This is a genomic window from Nonomuraea sp. NPDC050680, from assembly GCF_040654555.1.
Lineage (GTDB): Bacteria > Actinomycetota > Actinomycetes > Streptosporangiales > Streptosporangiaceae > Nonomuraea.
Map to the genome: position 1 here is coordinate 50,187 of NZ_JBFAIF010000033.1, position 14,705 is coordinate 64,891.

General features: G+C 69.2%; 14 protein-coding genes. 2 read left to right on the forward strand and 12 right to left on the reverse strand.

Annotated features, from left to right (window positions below; genetic code table 11):
* Positions 1 to 461: 461 nt before the first annotated feature.
* The 8 genes from whiA to uvrA all read right to left on the reverse strand — a co-directional run bounded on the left by whiA (position 462) and on the right by uvrA (position 9,973).
* Positions 462 to 1,442, reverse strand: a complete 981-nt coding sequence (gene whiA, locus AB0H88_RS49275; protein ID WP_357656688.1) for a DNA-binding protein WhiA — start codon at positions 1,440 to 1,442, stop codon at positions 462 to 464.
* A 71-nt stretch (positions 1,443 to 1,513) separates the two neighbouring features.
* A complete protein-coding gene (gene yvcK / locus AB0H88_RS49280) occupies positions 1,514 to 2,431 on the reverse strand; it encodes a uridine diphosphate-N-acetylglucosamine-binding protein YvcK (protein ID WP_357656747.1) in 918 nt (305 codons plus the stop codon).
* A gap of 155 nt (positions 2,432 to 2,586) precedes the next feature.
* Positions 2,587 to 3,453, reverse strand: coding sequence for an RNase adapter RapZ (rapZ, locus tag AB0H88_RS49285; protein ID WP_357656690.1), 867 nt, complete (start codon positions 3,451 to 3,453; stop codon positions 2,587 to 2,589).
* A gap of 22 nt (positions 3,454 to 3,475) precedes the next feature.
* Complete coding sequence (gene uvrC, locus AB0H88_RS49290; RefSeq protein WP_357656692.1) at positions 3,476 to 5,410, reverse strand: excinuclease ABC subunit UvrC; 1,935 nt, start codon at positions 5,408 to 5,410, stop codon at positions 3,476 to 3,478.
* A gap of 72 nt (positions 5,411 to 5,482) precedes the next feature.
* Entirely contained in the window at positions 5,483 to 5,923 is a 441-nt protein-coding gene (locus AB0H88_RS49295; RefSeq protein WP_357656694.1) for a Rieske (2Fe-2S) protein, read from the reverse strand.
* Between the two features lie 44 nt (positions 5,924 to 5,967).
* Positions 5,968 to 6,423: a Rieske (2Fe-2S) protein gene (locus AB0H88_RS49300; protein WP_357656696.1), complete on the reverse strand. Its 456-nt coding sequence runs from the start codon at positions 6,421 to 6,423 to the stop codon at positions 5,968 to 5,970.
* Between the two features lie 103 nt (positions 6,424 to 6,526).
* On the reverse strand, positions 6,527 to 6,952 hold the full coding sequence (locus AB0H88_RS49305; protein WP_357656698.1) for a Rieske (2Fe-2S) protein: 426 nt from the start codon (positions 6,950 to 6,952) through the stop codon (positions 6,527 to 6,529).
* Positions 6,953 to 7,132: 180 nt separating this feature from the next.
* Positions 7,133 to 9,973 (reverse strand): excinuclease ABC subunit UvrA, encoded by a 2,841-nt coding sequence (gene uvrA / locus AB0H88_RS49310; protein WP_357656700.1) that lies wholly within the window; start codon positions 9,971 to 9,973, stop codon positions 7,133 to 7,135.
* Between the two features lie 218 nt (positions 9,974 to 10,191).
* Between uvrA and AB0H88_RS49315 the strand changes: the two genes are divergently transcribed.
* Positions 10,192 to 10,959 (forward strand): maleylpyruvate isomerase family mycothiol-dependent enzyme, encoded by a 768-nt coding sequence (locus tag AB0H88_RS49315; protein WP_357656701.1) that lies wholly within the window; start codon positions 10,192 to 10,194, stop codon positions 10,957 to 10,959.
* Entirely contained in the window at positions 10,956 to 11,612 is a 657-nt protein-coding gene (locus AB0H88_RS49320) for an MBL fold metallo-hydrolase (RefSeq protein ID WP_357656702.1), read from the forward strand. The genes AB0H88_RS49315 and AB0H88_RS49320 overlap by 4 nt, the downstream gene beginning before the upstream one ends.
* 123 nt (positions 11,613 to 11,735) lie before the next feature.
* On the opposite strand, the gene AB0H88_RS49325 is transcribed toward AB0H88_RS49320, so the two are convergent.
* The 4 genes from AB0H88_RS49325 to AB0H88_RS49340 form a co-directional block, all read right to left on the reverse strand.
* Complete coding sequence (locus tag AB0H88_RS49325; RefSeq protein WP_357656704.1) at positions 11,736 to 12,008, reverse strand: hypothetical protein; 273 nt, start codon at positions 12,006 to 12,008, stop codon at positions 11,736 to 11,738.
* A gap of 38 nt (positions 12,009 to 12,046) precedes the next feature.
* The gene (pssA, locus tag AB0H88_RS49330; protein WP_357656705.1) at positions 12,047 to 12,868 is read right to left on the reverse strand and encodes a CDP-diacylglycerol--serine O-phosphatidyltransferase; all 822 of its coding nucleotides are present in this window, start codon (positions 12,866 to 12,868) and stop codon (positions 12,047 to 12,049) included.
* The gene (locus AB0H88_RS49335; RefSeq protein ID WP_357656707.1) at positions 12,855 to 13,496 is read right to left on the reverse strand and encodes a phosphatidylserine decarboxylase; all 642 of its coding nucleotides are present in this window, start codon (positions 13,494 to 13,496) and stop codon (positions 12,855 to 12,857) included. The genes pssA and AB0H88_RS49335 overlap by 14 nt, the downstream gene beginning before the upstream one ends.
* 104 nt (positions 13,497 to 13,600) lie before the next feature.
* The gene (locus tag AB0H88_RS49340) at positions 13,601 to 14,599 is read right to left on the reverse strand and encodes a TerC family protein (RefSeq protein WP_357656709.1); all 999 of its coding nucleotides are present in this window, start codon (positions 14,597 to 14,599) and stop codon (positions 13,601 to 13,603) included.
* Positions 14,600 to 14,705: the final 106 nt, after the last annotated feature.

Below are 14,705 nucleotides of genomic sequence, written 5' to 3' on the forward strand. Positions count from 1 at the left end.
CTGGACAGAGCCCAGCCCACGACGGCGATCGGCGCCCACCGTGCCGTGCCGTAATGCATGAACCGCTTTGACGGCAGGCCACACACGGCGGAGCACCACCGGGAGAACCCGCAAGCTCCCCACACGGACAGGCCCGTCCAAAACGCAGCGATCCCCGCACGGAGAAGCCCGCCCAGAACCCTCAGCACCGCCCTGCCGCGCTCCCGGCGACCCCTCCCGAGGCACGCACGCGGGCACGTTGCCCGCAGACACCGGGCCCGCAGACACCGGGCCCGATCACATGCCCGCGATCACCGGGCCCCAGCCACCGGGCCACCGCGCCGCACAGATAACGCCTGCACTGAGTCACCGCACCGCACAGAGAACGCCCTCACCAGCCACCACACCGCACAGCGAAACTTCACCGGGCCACCGCATCACACAGGCCACACAGGGACTGCGCGCCGCGCGGAGAAACGCCCTCACTGGGCGAGCATGTCCACGGTGAGGTTCGCCTCGGTGTTGGGGATGCCCAGGTCGGTGGCACGTTTGTCGGCCATCGCCAGCAACCGCCGGATGCGTCCGGCGATCGCGTCCTTCGTCAGCGGCGGATCCGCGATCTGCCCCAGCTCCTCCAGAGACGCCTGCTTGTGCTCCACCCGCAGCCGCCCCGCGATCACCAGGTGGTCGGGCGCCTCCTCACCCAGGATCTCCAGCGCCCGCTGCACCCGCGCCCCCGCCGCCACCGCGGCCCGCGCCGAGCGGCGCAGGTTGGCGTCGTCGAAGTTGGCGAGCCGGTTGGCCGTGGCCCGCACCTCGCGACGCATCCGGCGTTCTTCCCAGGCCAGCACGCTGTCGTGCGCGCCGAGCCGCGTCAGCAGCGCGCTGATGGCGTCGCCGTCGCGCACCACCACCCGGTCGACGCCCCGCACCTCCCGCGCCTTGGCGTGGATCTTGAGCCGCCGCGCCGACCCCACCAGCGCCAGCGCCGCCTCGGGCCCCGGGCAGGTGACCTCCAGCGACATGGAGCGTCCCGGCTCGGTCAGCGAGCCGTGCGCCAGGAACGCCCCGCGCCACGCGGCCTCGGCGTCGCAGGCGGCCCCCGCCACCACTTGACGAGGCAGGCCGCGGACCGGGCGCCCGTGGTTGTCGATGAGACCCGTCTGCCGGGCCAGCGCCTCACCGTCGCGGTAGACGCGCACGACATAGCGCGAGCCCTTGCGCAGCCCGGCGGGTGCCAGCACGAGCACTTCGGCCTTGTGGCCGAACACCTCCCCGATGTCCTTGATCAGCCGCCGCGCGGTGGCGTTGGTGTCGAGCTCCGCCTCGATCACGATGCGCCCGCCCACCAGGTGCAGCCCGCTGGCGAACCGCAACAGCGTCGACACCTCCGCCTTCCGGCAGCAAGGCTTCAGCACTGGCAGGCGGCTCAGCTCGTCCTTCACCACACCCGTCATCGCCATAAGCGTTAGTCCTCCCCCATTCAGACCGGCTCTCAGCAGTGTCTCGCACCTTTGCGCCGCGCCGACCAGGATCAACGCTTCTGGAGGAAAATCTCGTCCAGGACGGAGGCAAGACGTCGTGAGTCATGCCGGGGGGAGCCGTCGGCGGCCGCGACGTCGGCCATGACGAGCCGCCCGCCGAGCGCGATGGCGGCCTTCTCCAGAGCGTCGCGGTCGTCGACCACGCCGGTGTCGGCGAGCACGACGTCGACGCGCAGGCCGGGCGCGTGCTGCCGGAGCACCTCCAGGTGCTGCTGGGGTGAGAAGTCGTCGGTCTCACCGGGCTGCGGCGCCAGGTTGAGCGTGACCAGCCGCTGGGCTTTCGACTCGTGCAGCGCCCGAGCCAGCTCGGGCACCTTGAGATGCGGTAACACGCTGGTGAACCACGATCCGGGCCCGAACACCAGCCAGTCGGCCTCCAGCACGGCGCGTACGGCCTCAGGCCGCGCCGGCGGGTCCTCGGGCACCAGCGAGATGGCCTGCACCCGGCCGGGGGTCAGCGCGCAGGCCACCTGCCCGCGTACGGTCGAAATGACGCCGTCGAGCTCCACCTCGGCCACGATGTCCAGCGGCACCGACGCCATCGGCAGCACCCGGCCGTGGGCGCCGAGCAACCGGCCCACCCAGTCGAGGCCCGCCACGGGGTCGCCGAGCAGCTCCCACAGCGCCACGATGAGCAGGTTGCCGACGGCGTGGCCGTGCAGGTCGCCCTCGCTGCGGAAGCGGTGCTGGACGACCTCGCTCCAGGTACTCCCCCACTCGTCGTCGCCGCAGAGCGCGGCCAGCGCCATGCGCAGGTCACCGGGAGGGAGTACGCCCAGCTCGCGCCTGAGCCGCCCGCTGGAGCCGCCGTCGTCGGCGACCGTCACCACCGCGGTCAGGTCGCCCACCACGCCGCGCAGCGCCGACAGCGAGGCATAGAGCCCATGCCCCCCGCCCAGCGCCACCACCCGCGGCCGGTCACTCGGCGCCGCGCCGACTACGACCCGGTCATCCGGCGCCGCACCGACAACGACGCCGTCACCCAGCACCGCCTCGGCTACGACCCCGTCACCCGACGCCGCCTCGGCTACGACCGCCTCACCCTGGCCTTGGCCTTCATCGGTCACTCCCGCCCCACATCCCGGTGGCTGACCTGGACTTCCATGCCGCGGTCACGCAGGCGGCCGGCGACCTGCTCGGCCATCGCCACACTGCGGTGCTTGCCACCCGTACAGCCCACCGCCAGCGTGGCGTAGCTCTTGCCCTCGCGCGCGTAGCCGGCGGCGATCACCTGCAGCACCTCCTCGTACGCGTCGAGGAACTCCTTGGCTCCCGGCTGACCGAGCACGTAGTCGCGCACCGGCGCGTCGAGCCCGCTCATCGGCCGCAGATCCGGCACCCAGTGCGGGTTGGGCAGGAACCGGCAGTCGACCACGAGGTCGGCGTCGACCGGCAGGCCGTACTTGAAGCCGAACGAGACCACGTTGAGCCGCAGCCCCGGCCGGTCGTCGCCGCCGAAGAAGTTGACGATCTTGTTGCGCAGTTCGTGCACGTTGAGCGAGGAGGTGTCGATCACCAGGTCGGCGTTGGCCCGCACCTCGCGCAGGATGCCGCGCTCACGGGCGATGCCGTCGACGAGCCGGCCCTCGCCCTGGAGCGGATGGGGCCTGCGTACGTTCTCGAACCTGCGCACCAGCCCTTCGTCGCTGGCCTCCAGGAAGACCACGCGCACGCGTACGCCGCGGCCCTCGAGCTCTTCGATGGCGGCGTTGAGGTCGCTGGTGAAGGCCAGGCTGCGCACGTCGACGACGGCGGCCACCTTGTCGGCGGCCAGCTTGACCTTGCCCGCCTCCTCCGCCATGGCGAACAGCAGCCCTGGCGGCAGGTTGTCGATGACGAACCAGCCCAGGTCTTCCAACGCCTTGGCCGCGGTGCTGCGACCCGCGCCTGACATGCCGGTGACGATGACGAACGCCGGCTCGGTGTTCATTGCCTCACTCCGTTCGGCGGGCTCACTGTCCCTCCCCCTTCAGCGTCGACGCGATCACCTCGGCGATGGCCGGGCCGATGCCGGGGACCTCGCACATTTCGGCGGCGGTGGCCTCGCGCAGCTTCTTCACGGAGCCGAAGTGTTTGAGCAGCGCCTGCCTGCGCGCCGGTCCGAGGCCGGGCACGGTGTCGAGCGCGCTCTCCTTCACGGTCTTGGACCTCTTAGCACGATGGTAGGTGATGGCGAACCTGTGTGCCTCGTCCCGCACGCGTTGCAGCAGGTAGAGCCCCTCACTTGAGCGCGGCATGATCACCGGCTGGTCGTCGCCGGGCAGCCACACCTCTTCGAGCCGCTTGGCCAGGCCGCACACGGCGACGTCATCGATGCCGAGCTCGTCGAGCGCCCGCTGGGCGGCGGCCGCCTGGGGCCCCGCGCCGTCGACCACGACCAGATTGGGCGGGTAGGCGAACTTGCGCGGCTTTCCGGTCTCCGGGTCGATGGGCCCGTTGGGTCCGTCGGCGTCGTCGTCGGCCGCCAGCTCCCCGGTGGCCGAGCGCTCCTCCAGGTAGCGCCGGAATCGCCGCTGGATGACCTCGTAGATGGAGGCGACGTCGCCTTCCTTGGTCCTAACGGCGAAGCGGCGGTATTCGCTCTTGCGGGGCAGGCCGTCCTCGAAGACCACCATCGACGCCACGACGTTCTCGCCCTGCAGGTGGGAGACGTCGTAGCACTCGACGCGCAGCGGCACCTGGTCGAGGTCGAGCGCGTCGGCGATCTCCTGCAGCGCCTTGCTGCGGGTGGTCAGGTCGCCGGCCCTGCGGATCTTGTGCTGGGCGAGCGACTCCTTCGCGTTGCGCTCGACGGTCTCCATCAGCGACTTCTTGTCGCCGCGCTGCGGCACCCGGACCTCGACCCGGGCGCGACGCTGCTCCGACAGCAGCTCGGTGATCGCCTCGTTGTCGGGCGGCAGCACGGGCACGAGGACCTCGCGGGGCATCGACTCGGCGCCCGCCTCGCCGTACATCTGCAGCAGGAACTGCTCCACCAGCTCACCCGGCGAGCTCTCCTCGACCTTGTCGACCACCCAGCCGCGCTGGCCGCGGATGCGGCCGCCGCGCACGTAGAAGACCTGGACGGCGGCTTCGAGCGGGTCCTCGGCCAGCGCGATCACATCGGCGTCGGTGCCTTCGCCGAGGACGACGGCCTGCTTCTCGAGCGCGCGCTGCAGGGCCTGGATGTCGTCGCGGAGCCTGGCGGCCCGCTCGTATTCCTGCGCCGCGGCGGCCTCGCGCATGTCCCGCTCCAGCCGCTTGATGAAGCGGCCGGTGTTGCCCGCCATGAAGTCGCAGAAGTCTTCGGCCAGGGCCAGGTGCTCGTCCGGGGTGACCCGGCCCACGCACGGCGCCGAGCACTTGTCGATGTAGCCCAGCAGGCACGGCCGGCCGATCTGCCCGGCCCGCTTGAACACCCCCGCGCTGCACGTGCGGACGGGAAAGACGCGCAACATCAGATCGACGGTCTCGCGGATGGCCCAGGCGTGCGAGTAGGGGCCGAAGTAGCGGGTGCCCTTGCGCTTGGCGCCCCGCATCACCTGCACGCGCGGGAAGTCCTCGCCCATGGTGACGGCGAGGTAGGGGTAGGACTTGTCGTCGCGGTATTTGACGTTGAAGCGGGGGTCGAACTCCTTGATCCAGGAGTATTCGAGCTGCAGCGCCTCGACCTCGGTGCCGACCACCGTCCAGTCGACGTCGGCGGCGGTGGTGAGCATGGTCTGGGTGCGCGGGTGCAGCGCGGAGAAGTCGGCGAAGTAGGAGTTGAGCCGCTGCCGCAGGCTCTTGGCCTTGCCGACGTAGATCACCCGGCCATGCGCGTCCCTGAACCGGTAGACCCCCGGAGAGTCGGGAATGGAACCCGACTGGGGGCGGAAACTCAGGGGACTGCGCACTGATCTCGCCACGTTCAAAGACTAACGGGCCACACCGACAAGGTGGCCCGCCGTACCAGGCGTCCTGGCACGGCGGGCGTGCGCCTAGGCGAGCGTGATCTGGTCTCCCTCAACCTTGATCTGCTGCTCAGGAAGCGGCTTCTTGGCCGGTCCGGCGGTGACGGATCCGTCGTCGATCTTGAACTTGCTGCCGTGGCACGGGCAGTCGATCATCCCGTTCGCGACGCCGCCGACCGTACAGCCCTGGTGGGTGCAGATCGCGCTGAACGCCTTGAACTCGCCCGACTTGGGCTGCACCACCACCACCTTCTGCTCCTTGAAGACCGTCCCCCCGCCCACGGGGATGTCGGAGGTCTTCGCCAATGCGCCACCCGCGGCCGCCGGAGCACTCGACTGCGCCGTGGCGGTCGAGGTCTGCGCGCCGCTCGCGGCGTCGTTACTGCCGCACGCGGTCAGCGCCAGTGTCAGGCCACCCGCGCCCACACCGGCGATCATCGCTCTGCGACTCTGAAAGTCATCTCCCATGAGCTCACCCAACCGCACACAGGTGAGAAATTCATGAGGACCCGCTAGGCAAGCGTGATCTTACCGTCGCTGACCTTGATTTTCTTCTCCTCGAGCGGCTCGGAAGCCGGGCCACCTGCGACGGAACCGTCGGAAATCTTGAACTTGCTCCCGTGGCACGGGCAGTTGATGGTGCCGTCCGCGACCTCGTCGACCGTGCATCCCTGATGGGTGCAGATCGCCGTGAACGCCTTGAACTCCCCCTCCGTCGGCTGGGTGACGACCACCTTCTGGCTCTCGAAGACCTTTCCGCCCCCGCTGGGGATGTCGCCGGTTTCGGCGAGCGCCTTGCCGGCGGCGGCCTTCTTCTTCTTCGGGGCCGCGGACGACGGCTCGTCGGCCGGGGGTGCCTCACTCGCTTGGGTCGTCGGCGAGCCGTAGCTCGCGCAAGCGGTCATCACCACTGCGAGCCCGGCGCCTCCGGCCCCGAGCACCACCGCCCGGCGCGTCGTTTCGGTCATGGTGCGTCCTCCCAGGTCTAGTTCTCACTTCAGGTACGGCCAGCGCCCTCGCGCCGGTTCAGCGTGCCGTACGCCAATCCGGGAACCACGCAGAATTACCTGTTCAGGCCACCACGACGCCGTCGCCCTCGACCTTGATCCGATAGGCCACGAGCGGCGCGGTCGCCGGGCCCTTGAGCGCCTTGCCGCTGTCGGCGGCGAACTCGCTGCCGTGGCACCCGCACGTGATCACGTTCTCCTCGGGCGAGCCGACGGCGCAGCCCTTGTGCGTGCAGACCGCGCTGAACGCCTTGAAGACGCCCTTCGCCGGCTGGGTGACCACGATCTTGTACTTCTCCACCACGACCCCGCCGCCCACGGGAACGTCCGCGGTCTTGGCGAGCACCTGCCCCTTGATCCCGGCCGGCTCGGCGCTGGCGCCGCCGCCACAGCCCGCGACCGCGAGACCGCACGCCGCCAGTCCGGCCGCGCCCAGCGCCTCGCGACGCCCGATTTCGGGCATGGCGCTGCCCAGCTCCGTAATCCCCATGGTGTCGACCCTTCCCCGTGGCCACTGACCCCCTGCAGGCCAGGCCGCTATCGTCGGGTCAACTTTATTGCCGACCCCCCTCGGTTCCCCGTCCGGGTCATCCCCGCGAGGCCGTCTCCCGTCGAGGGTCCCGAGGGTTCTGTACGGCGGCCACCCGCCGTACAGAAACTCCGGGAACCCTCAGAGCGAGAGAATCTTACGCAGGAAGCGCCCGGTGTGACTCTCGTCCACCAGCGCGATCTCCTCAGGCGTCCCCGTGGCGACCAGCGTGCCGCCCCGTGAGCCACCCTCGGGCCCCATGTCGATCACCCAGTCGGCAGTCTTGATGACGTCGAGGTTGTGCTCGATGACGATCACCGTGTTGCCGCCGTCGACCAGCCGCCCGAGCACCCCCAGCAGCCGCCGGATGTCCTCGAAGTGCAGCCCGGTGGTCGGCTCGTCGAGCACGTAGATCGTCCGCCCCGTCTGCCGCCGCTGCAGCTCGGAGGCCAGCTTGACGCGCTGCGCCTCGCCGCCGGACAGGGTGGTGGCGGGCTGGCCGAGCCGTACGTAGCCGAGGCCGACGTCGTTGAGCGTCTGCAGGTGGCGCTTGATCGCCGGGATCGCGTCGAAGAAGCCGAGCGCCTCCTCGATCGGCATGTCGAGCACCTCGGAGATCGTCTTGCCCTTGTAGTGGACCTCCAGCGTCTCCCGGTTGTAGCGGGCGCCGTGGCAGACCTCGCACGGGACGTAGACGTCGGGCAGGAAGTTCATCTCGATCTTGATGGTGCCGTCGCCCGCGCACGCCTCGCAGCGGCCGCCCTTGACGTTGAAGCTGAAGCGTCCCGGCTGGTAGCCGCGCACCTTAGCCTCGGTGGTGGCCGCGAACAGCTTGCGTACGTGGTCGAACACGCCGGTATAGGTGGCCGGGTTGGAGCGCGGGGTGCGCCCGATCGGCGACTGGTCGACGTGGACGACCTTGTCGACCTGGTCCATGCCGTTGATCCGGGAGTGCCGCCCCGGCACGGTGCGCGCCCCGTTGAGCTCCTTGGCCAGCGCGTTGTAGAGGATGTCGTTGACCAAGGTGGACTTGCCGGACCCCGACACGCCGGTGACGGCGGTGAACAGGCCGAGCGGGAAGTCGATGTCGACGCCCTTGAGGTTGTGTTCGCGCGCGCCCTTGACCGTGATCTGCCGCTTCCTGTCGCGCTTGCGGCGCTTGGCGGGGATCGGGATGCTCCTGCGCCCGGACAGGTATTGGCCGGTCATCGACTCTTCGCTGGCCAGCAACTCCTGAACGGTGCCGGACACGACGACCTGGCCGCCGTGCTCGCCCGCGCCCGGACCGATGTCGACCACCCAGTCGGCGGCCGCGATCGTGTCCTCGTCGTGTTCGACGACGATCAGCGTGTTGCCCATGTCGCGCAGCCTGATCAGTGTGTCGAGCAGCCGCATGTTGTCGCGCTGGTGCAGGCCGATCGACGGCTCGTCCAGGACGTACAGGACGCCGACCAGGCCGGAGCCGATCTGGGTGGCCAGCCGGATGCGCTGCGCCTCGCCGCCCGCCAGGGTGGCGGCGGCGCGGTCCATGGTCAGGTAGTCGAGGCCGACGTCGAGCAGGAAGCCCATGCGGGCGTTGATCTCCTTGACCACGCGCTCGGCGATCTGCATGTCGCGGTCGGACAGCTTGAGCTCGGAGAGGAACTCCGCGCACTCGCCGATCGACATGGACGAGACGTCGGCGATCGACTTGTCGGCGACGGTGACGGCCAGCGTGACCGGCTTGAGCCTGGCGCCCTTGCAGGCCGGGCAGGGGATCTCACGCATGTAGCCCTCGAACCGCTCGCGGGTCGAGTCGCTCTCCGCTTCGACGTGCCGGCGCTGGACCCACGGGATGACGCCCTCGTAGGTCGTGTAGTAGGAGCGCTGCCTGCCGTAGCGATTGCTGTAGCGGACGTGCACCTGCTCGTCGTGGCCGAACAGCAGGGACTTCTGCGCGGCCTTGGGCAGCTTCTCCCACGGCGTGTCGAGGGTGAAGCCCATCGTGTGGCCGAGCGCCTCGACGAGCCTGACGAAGTATTCGCTGGTGTGGCCGCCCGACCAGGGGTGGAGCGCGCCGTCTCGCAGCGTGGACTCCGGATCGGGTACGACCAGGTCGGGGTCGACCTCCATCTTGGTGCCGAGCCCCGTGCACTCCGGGCAGGCGCCGAAGGGCGAGTTGAAGGAGAACGAGCGGGGCTCCAGCTCCTCGAACGACAGGTCGTCGTAGGGGCAGTAGAGATGCTCGGAGTAGAAGCGCTCGCGGTTGGGATCGCCCTCGGGCAGGTCGACGAACTCCAGCGTGATCGTGCCGCCGGACAGCTGCAACGCGGTCTCGACCGAGTCGGTGAGCCGCCGGCGCGACGACTCCTTCACCGAGAGCCGGTCGACGATGACCTCGATGTCGTGCTTCTCCTGCTTCTTCAGCGTGGGCGGCTCCTCCAGCCGTATGACCACGCCGTCGACCCGCGCCCGGGCGAAGCCCTTGGTCTGCAGCTCCCGGAACAGCTCGGCGTATTCGCCCTTGCGGCCCCTGACGACCGGGGCCAGCACCTGGAAGCGGGTGCCCTCCTCCAGGTCCATCACGCGGTCGACGATCTGCTGCGGCATCTGCCTGGCGATCGGCCGCTCGCACACCGGGCAGTGGGGCTTGCCGATGCGCGCCCACAGCAGTCTCAGATAGTCGTAGACCTCGGTGATCGTGCCGACGGTCGAGCGGGGGTTCTTGCTGGTGGCCTTCTGGTCGATCGACACCGCGGGCGACAGGCCCTCGATGAAGTCCACATCGGGCTTGTCCATCTGGCCGAGGAACTGGCGGGCGTAGGCCGACAACGACTCGACGTAGCGCCGCTGGCCCTCAGCGAAGATCGTGTCGAAGGCCAGGCTCGACTTGCCCGAGCCGGACAGGCCGGTGAAGACGATCAGAGAGTCTCGCGGCAGGTCCAGCGAGACGTCTTTGAGGTTGTGTTCTCGTGCACCACGCACGATCAGGCGGTCTGCCACGGCGATCCCGGATGTCGAAAGGCGGATAGGTCCACGGGGGATGGTAGACGGGGGCTCCGACAATTTCGGCGGCCCGCTCGTCGAACCCCGAAAATCCGTCGCTACCAGGTTACGGCCTACTCCCACCCCTGCAGGTGGCCTTTAGCTGTCAACCGCGTGACCTGGCATTTTATGCCCCCAGCAACCCCCAGAACCCTCCGGATGATGAAATATCCGGCATGACCGTTCTGCTGACGCTCCAGGCCGAGCTGGCCGCGTCGACCGCCCGTTTCCTGACCACGGCGGCGTCCCTTGGCGAGGACGACGTCGCCGCCCCCTCACTCCTTCCGGGCTGGTCCAGAGGCCACGTGCTCGCCCACGTGGCGGGGAACGCCGACAGCCACATCAACCTGCTGACGTGGGCCAGGACCGGCGTCGAGACACCGCAGTACCCGACCGGCACGGCGCGGGAGCTGGGCATCGAGACGGGCGCGGGCCGTACCCCGGCCGAACACGTCGCCGAGCTGAAAGCCGCCGACGCCCGGCTGGCCGCCGAGATCCACGACCTCCCGGAGGCGGCATGGCGGGCGACCGTCTCAGGCATGCGCCCGCCGCCGCACCCCGCCTGGTACATCCTCGTACGGCGGCTGCGTGAGGTCGAAGTGCACCACGTGGACCTCGGCGCCGGGTACGGCCCGGCGGACTGGCCGGAGACGTTCGTGCGTCGGGAGCTCCACGACTGCCTGCGGTGCTGGCCGTACGGGCAGAGCACCGTCAGCGAGATCACCCTGCGCGGTGGGCGGACGTGGCGCGACCTGGGCCCCGGCCCGGCGGTCGAGGGCGACGCGGCCGACGTTCTGGCATGGCTCATCGGGAGATCCGACGGCTCGGGCGTTAGGGTGGTGACGGAGGGGCGGCTGTCAACGCCGGTTCCCGTGGCGCCGCCCTGGATGACGATGCCCGCCCCCGCTGATCTGCCCGCGACGCCCCCGAAGGACTATCCATGACCTACACAGGTGACGTCCAGGTCGGCGGTCCCGCCGACGTACGCGAGCTCCCGAGGCTGTCGATCTACAAGCTGGCAGTGGGGCCGTTCGACAACAACGCCTACCTGCTGCGCTGCACCCAGACCGGCGACGGCCTGCTGATCGACGCCGCCGCGGAGGCCGACCGGCTGCTGGCGCTCGTCAGCGACCAGCCGATCAGTGCGATCGTCACGACCCACCAGCACGGCGACCACTGGCAGGCGCTGGAGCAGGTGACCAAGGTGACGGGCGCCCAGGTGATCGCGCACCCGCTCGACGCGCCCGGCCTGCCGGTCCCGGTGGACCGCACGGTCGAGCACGGCGACAGGGTCACGGTCGGCGTGGCCGATCTCGAGGTGATCCACTTGCGCGGCCACACGCCGGGTTCGATCGCCCTGCTGTACGACGGCGGCGACGAGGGAAGACACCTGTTCACCGGCGACTCGCTCTTCCCCGGAGGGGTGGGCAACACGCAGAAGGACCCGGAGCGCTTCGCCCAGCTCTACAGCGATGTCGCCGAGCGGATCTTCGACCGCCTGCCCGACGACACGTGGGTGTACCCGGGCCACGGCAAGGACACCACGCTCGGCACCGAGCGCCCGTCACTGCCGGATTGGAAGGCCAGAGGCTGGTAACCAGCCGACCGGCGGCTCAGCGACCACCAAGCGTAGGTGCCGACAGGTCAGTCCGGCGCCGAGTCACCGGCGCCGATACCTCGGCCCACCGAGCCGGAGGCGCGGCGGGCCGAGGTGTCGAGGTCAGCGGTTGGCCAGGACTCGGGCGATCCGCTGGGCCGCCAGGGCGGGGTCGTCGGCGAGGCCCACGACCTCGCCCCACGACCAGCGGTAGAACCACCCCTCCGGCAGCGGCACGCAGTCGACCGTCTCGGCGAGCATCGCGGTGTCGGGGTCGCTGACCCGCAGCGCGGGCGGGTAGGGCAGCAGCGTGGTGGTCAGCCCGTGCTGCTCCAGTTCTCTGGCCAGCTTCGCGAGAAAGTACGTTCGCGTGTGCTCGCGCGGCGTGGCCGACATGGCTCCATCACCACCCGGATGACGGCGGACGTATCCGCTCAGCTGCCGATGCGCTCGGCTTCCTTGCGCTGCTCACGCTTGTAGAACAGCACCCGCAGCGGGATCGCCGCCACGAGCGCGATCTGCATGGTGGCACCGATCTTGATCGGCAGGTCGCCACCCTCGGGCCAGGCCACCCAGAAGGTCAGGAAGGCCACATTGATCATGATCCACCCGAGCACCACCGCGGCGAGTTGCCCCTTGGGCTTGGGGTATTCGATCCGGCTCACCATCAACCAGGCCACGCCGAGCACCGCGAGCAGCGAGTAAACGCTCGGCTGGAACAGCATCACGATCGAGATGACGGTCATGGCGCCCATGGGGATGGGCAGGCCCATGAAGTCGCCGCTCTTGGTCTTGACGCAGGCGAACCGCGCCAGCCGGACGACACCGGCGACCAGCACCGCCGCGGCGGCGGCCACCACAGCGGCGAACGGCACCTTGTCCGTGAAACCACCCCAGATCACGACCATGAACGCGGGCGCGAACCCGAAGCTGATCACGTCGGCGAGGTTGTCGAGCTCGGCGCCCATGGCGGAGGCGCGGAAGCGCCGCGCGACCAGGCCGTCGAACAGGTCACAGGTGGCGCCGATGAGCAGCAGCACCACGGCGGTCGCGAAGTAGCTCGGCGCGGGCGTGAAGTCGCCCCCGGCCTTGAGCGACTGGATCGCCGATGAAGCCAGTACGCACACCGCGAGAAACCCGCAGATGGCATTGCCCAGCGAGAGCGAGTCCGCCGCGGACAGGCGGAACGCCTTACCGACGGGTCCTCGAGGTTCTTCGTCGTCGGCCTGCCAGCTGCCGGCGTCAGCCGCGGTCAATTCTGGTCACCCCCGCAACCGTCTTCTCGCCCACGGACACCGCGGACGAGATCCCTTCGGGAAGGTAGATGTCGACCCGCGAACCGAACCTGATGAGCCCGATCCGCTCGGTCTGCGAGACCTTGGCGCCGACGGTCACGTATGGCACGATCCTGCGCGCCACCGCGCCCGCGATCTGCACCATCTCGACGTCACCGAGCGCCGTCGCGAAATGCCACACCACGCGTTCGTTCTGGTCGCTGTCCTTGTTGAAAGCCGGCAGGAAGCCACCCGCCACATGCTGCACGGAGGTGACATTTCCCGCAAGGGGGGCCCTGTTCACATGGACGTTCAGCGGGCTCATGAAGATCGCGACGCGAGTGCGCCCGTCGGCCTGCGGGTCGATGCTCTGCACGACGCCGTCGGCCGGTGACAGGATCCGCCCCTCGCCCGGCGTGCGGTCCGGGTCACGGAAGAACCAGAGCATGGCACCGGTGAGGGCGCCCAGCGGCGCTGCCGCCAGCGCCCATCGACGGTCCCGGCGCGTCAGCAGCGCGGTGGTGGCCGCGGCGGCGACGGTGGGGAAGAGCCACGGGGACACCCCGCGCGCGAGCCGCAGGCGGCCCGTCTTGGCAGAATCGTCTGACACGTACAACCTTCGATGGTGGCTGGACTGGGCGCTTTGCCGTGATGTTACAGAGTCAGCAACTATTACACGGCGCAACTTCTCAAGCAAAGCGCCTCGAAAGCCATTTAGCTAGCCCTACTGGCTTCCTCGCCCTTGCGCGCATCGACACGGGCCTTGATCAGGCTGGCCGCGGTAGTGATGACCATGGTGGCGCCGATGACCGTGAGCGAGACCCAGATGGGGATTTCGGGCGCCCAGGAGACCTCGCTGGCATGCAGTGCCTCCAATATGAGCTTAACCCCGATGAAGCCCAATATGAACGCAAGCCCATAGCTGATGTAGACCAGCCGCTGAAGCAGACCCCCCAGCAGGAAGTAGAGCTGACGTAGTCCCATCAGCGCGAACGCGTTGGCCGCGAAGACGATGAACGGGTCCTTGGTGAGCCCGAAAATGGCGGGAATCGAGTCGAGCGCGAACAGCAGGTCGGTGCTGCCGATGGCGACCATCACGATGAGCATCGGGGTGACCATCCGACGCCCGTCGATCTTGACGGTGACCTTCGACCCGACGTAGCCCTCAGTGGTGGGGAACGCCTTGCGCACCCACCTGAGCAGGATGTTCTCGTTGAACTCCTCTTCATCGCCCTTGAGGTGCTGCCGGATCAGGTTGATCGCGGTGTAGACGAGGAAGGCGCCGAAGACATAGAACAACCAGCTGAACCGCTCCAGCGCCGCCGCGCCGAGCGCGATGAAGATGCCGCGCATGACCAGGGCCAGCAGGATCCCGACGAGCAGCACCTTGTGCTGGTACGCCCGGGGCACCGCGAACCTGCTCATGACGATGAAGAAGATGAACAGGTTGTCGACGCTCAAGCTGTATTCAGTGATGTAGCCGGCGAAGAACTCCCCCGCCTTGGCGCCGCCGAGCGTGGCCCACAGCACACCGCCGAACACCGCGGCGAGCAGCACATAGAACGTGACCCAGTATCCGGCCTGCCGCATCGAGAACTCACGGGCCTCACCGCGGTCGACGATCCAGAGGTCGACGGCCAGAACGACCAGCAGGCCGCCGATGACGGCGATCCAGGCCCAGACAGGTACGGCCACGTGCTCTACCTCCGGCATGCAAAAAACGAGTGCCGGAGGTCTCTCCCGCCCGCCGAACCTGCGGACCGGCAGCCCCGGGGGCCCCGTGGAGCGGGGCTGCACCGTGATGACGAGGCTGCCGCGA

Bases quoted from the DNA above. Each gene is read 5' to 3' on its own strand.
- whiA (WP_357656688.1), bottom strand. From the start codon at position 1,442: ATGGCGATGACGGGTGTGGTGAAGGACGAGCTGAGCCGCCTGCCAGTG.
- rapZ (WP_357656690.1), bottom strand. From the start codon at position 3,453: ATGAACACCGAGCCGGCGTTCGTCATCGTCACCGGCATGTCAGGCGCG.
- AB0H88_RS49295 (WP_357656694.1), bottom strand. From the start codon at position 5,923: ATGGGAGATGACTTTCAGAGTCGCAGAGCGATGATCGCCGGTGTGGGC.
- AB0H88_RS49300 (WP_357656696.1), bottom strand. From the start codon at position 6,423: ATGACCGAAACGACGCGCCGGGCGGTGGTGCTCGGGGCCGGAGGCGCC.
- AB0H88_RS49305 (WP_357656698.1), bottom strand. From the start codon at position 6,952: ATGGGGATTACGGAGCTGGGCAGCGCCATGCCCGAAATCGGGCGTCGC.
- AB0H88_RS49315 (WP_357656701.1), top strand. From the start codon at position 10,192: ATGACCGTTCTGCTGACGCTCCAGGCCGAGCTGGCCGCGTCGACCGCC.
- AB0H88_RS49320 (WP_357656702.1), top strand. From the start codon at position 10,956: ATGACCTACACAGGTGACGTCCAGGTCGGCGGTCCCGCCGACGTACGC.
- AB0H88_RS49325 (WP_357656704.1), bottom strand. From the start codon at position 12,008: ATGTCGGCCACGCCGCGCGAGCACACGCGAACGTACTTTCTCGCGAAG.
- AB0H88_RS49340 (WP_357656709.1), bottom strand. From the start codon at position 14,599: ATGCCGGAGGTAGAGCACGTGGCCGTACCTGTCTGGGCCTGGATCGCC.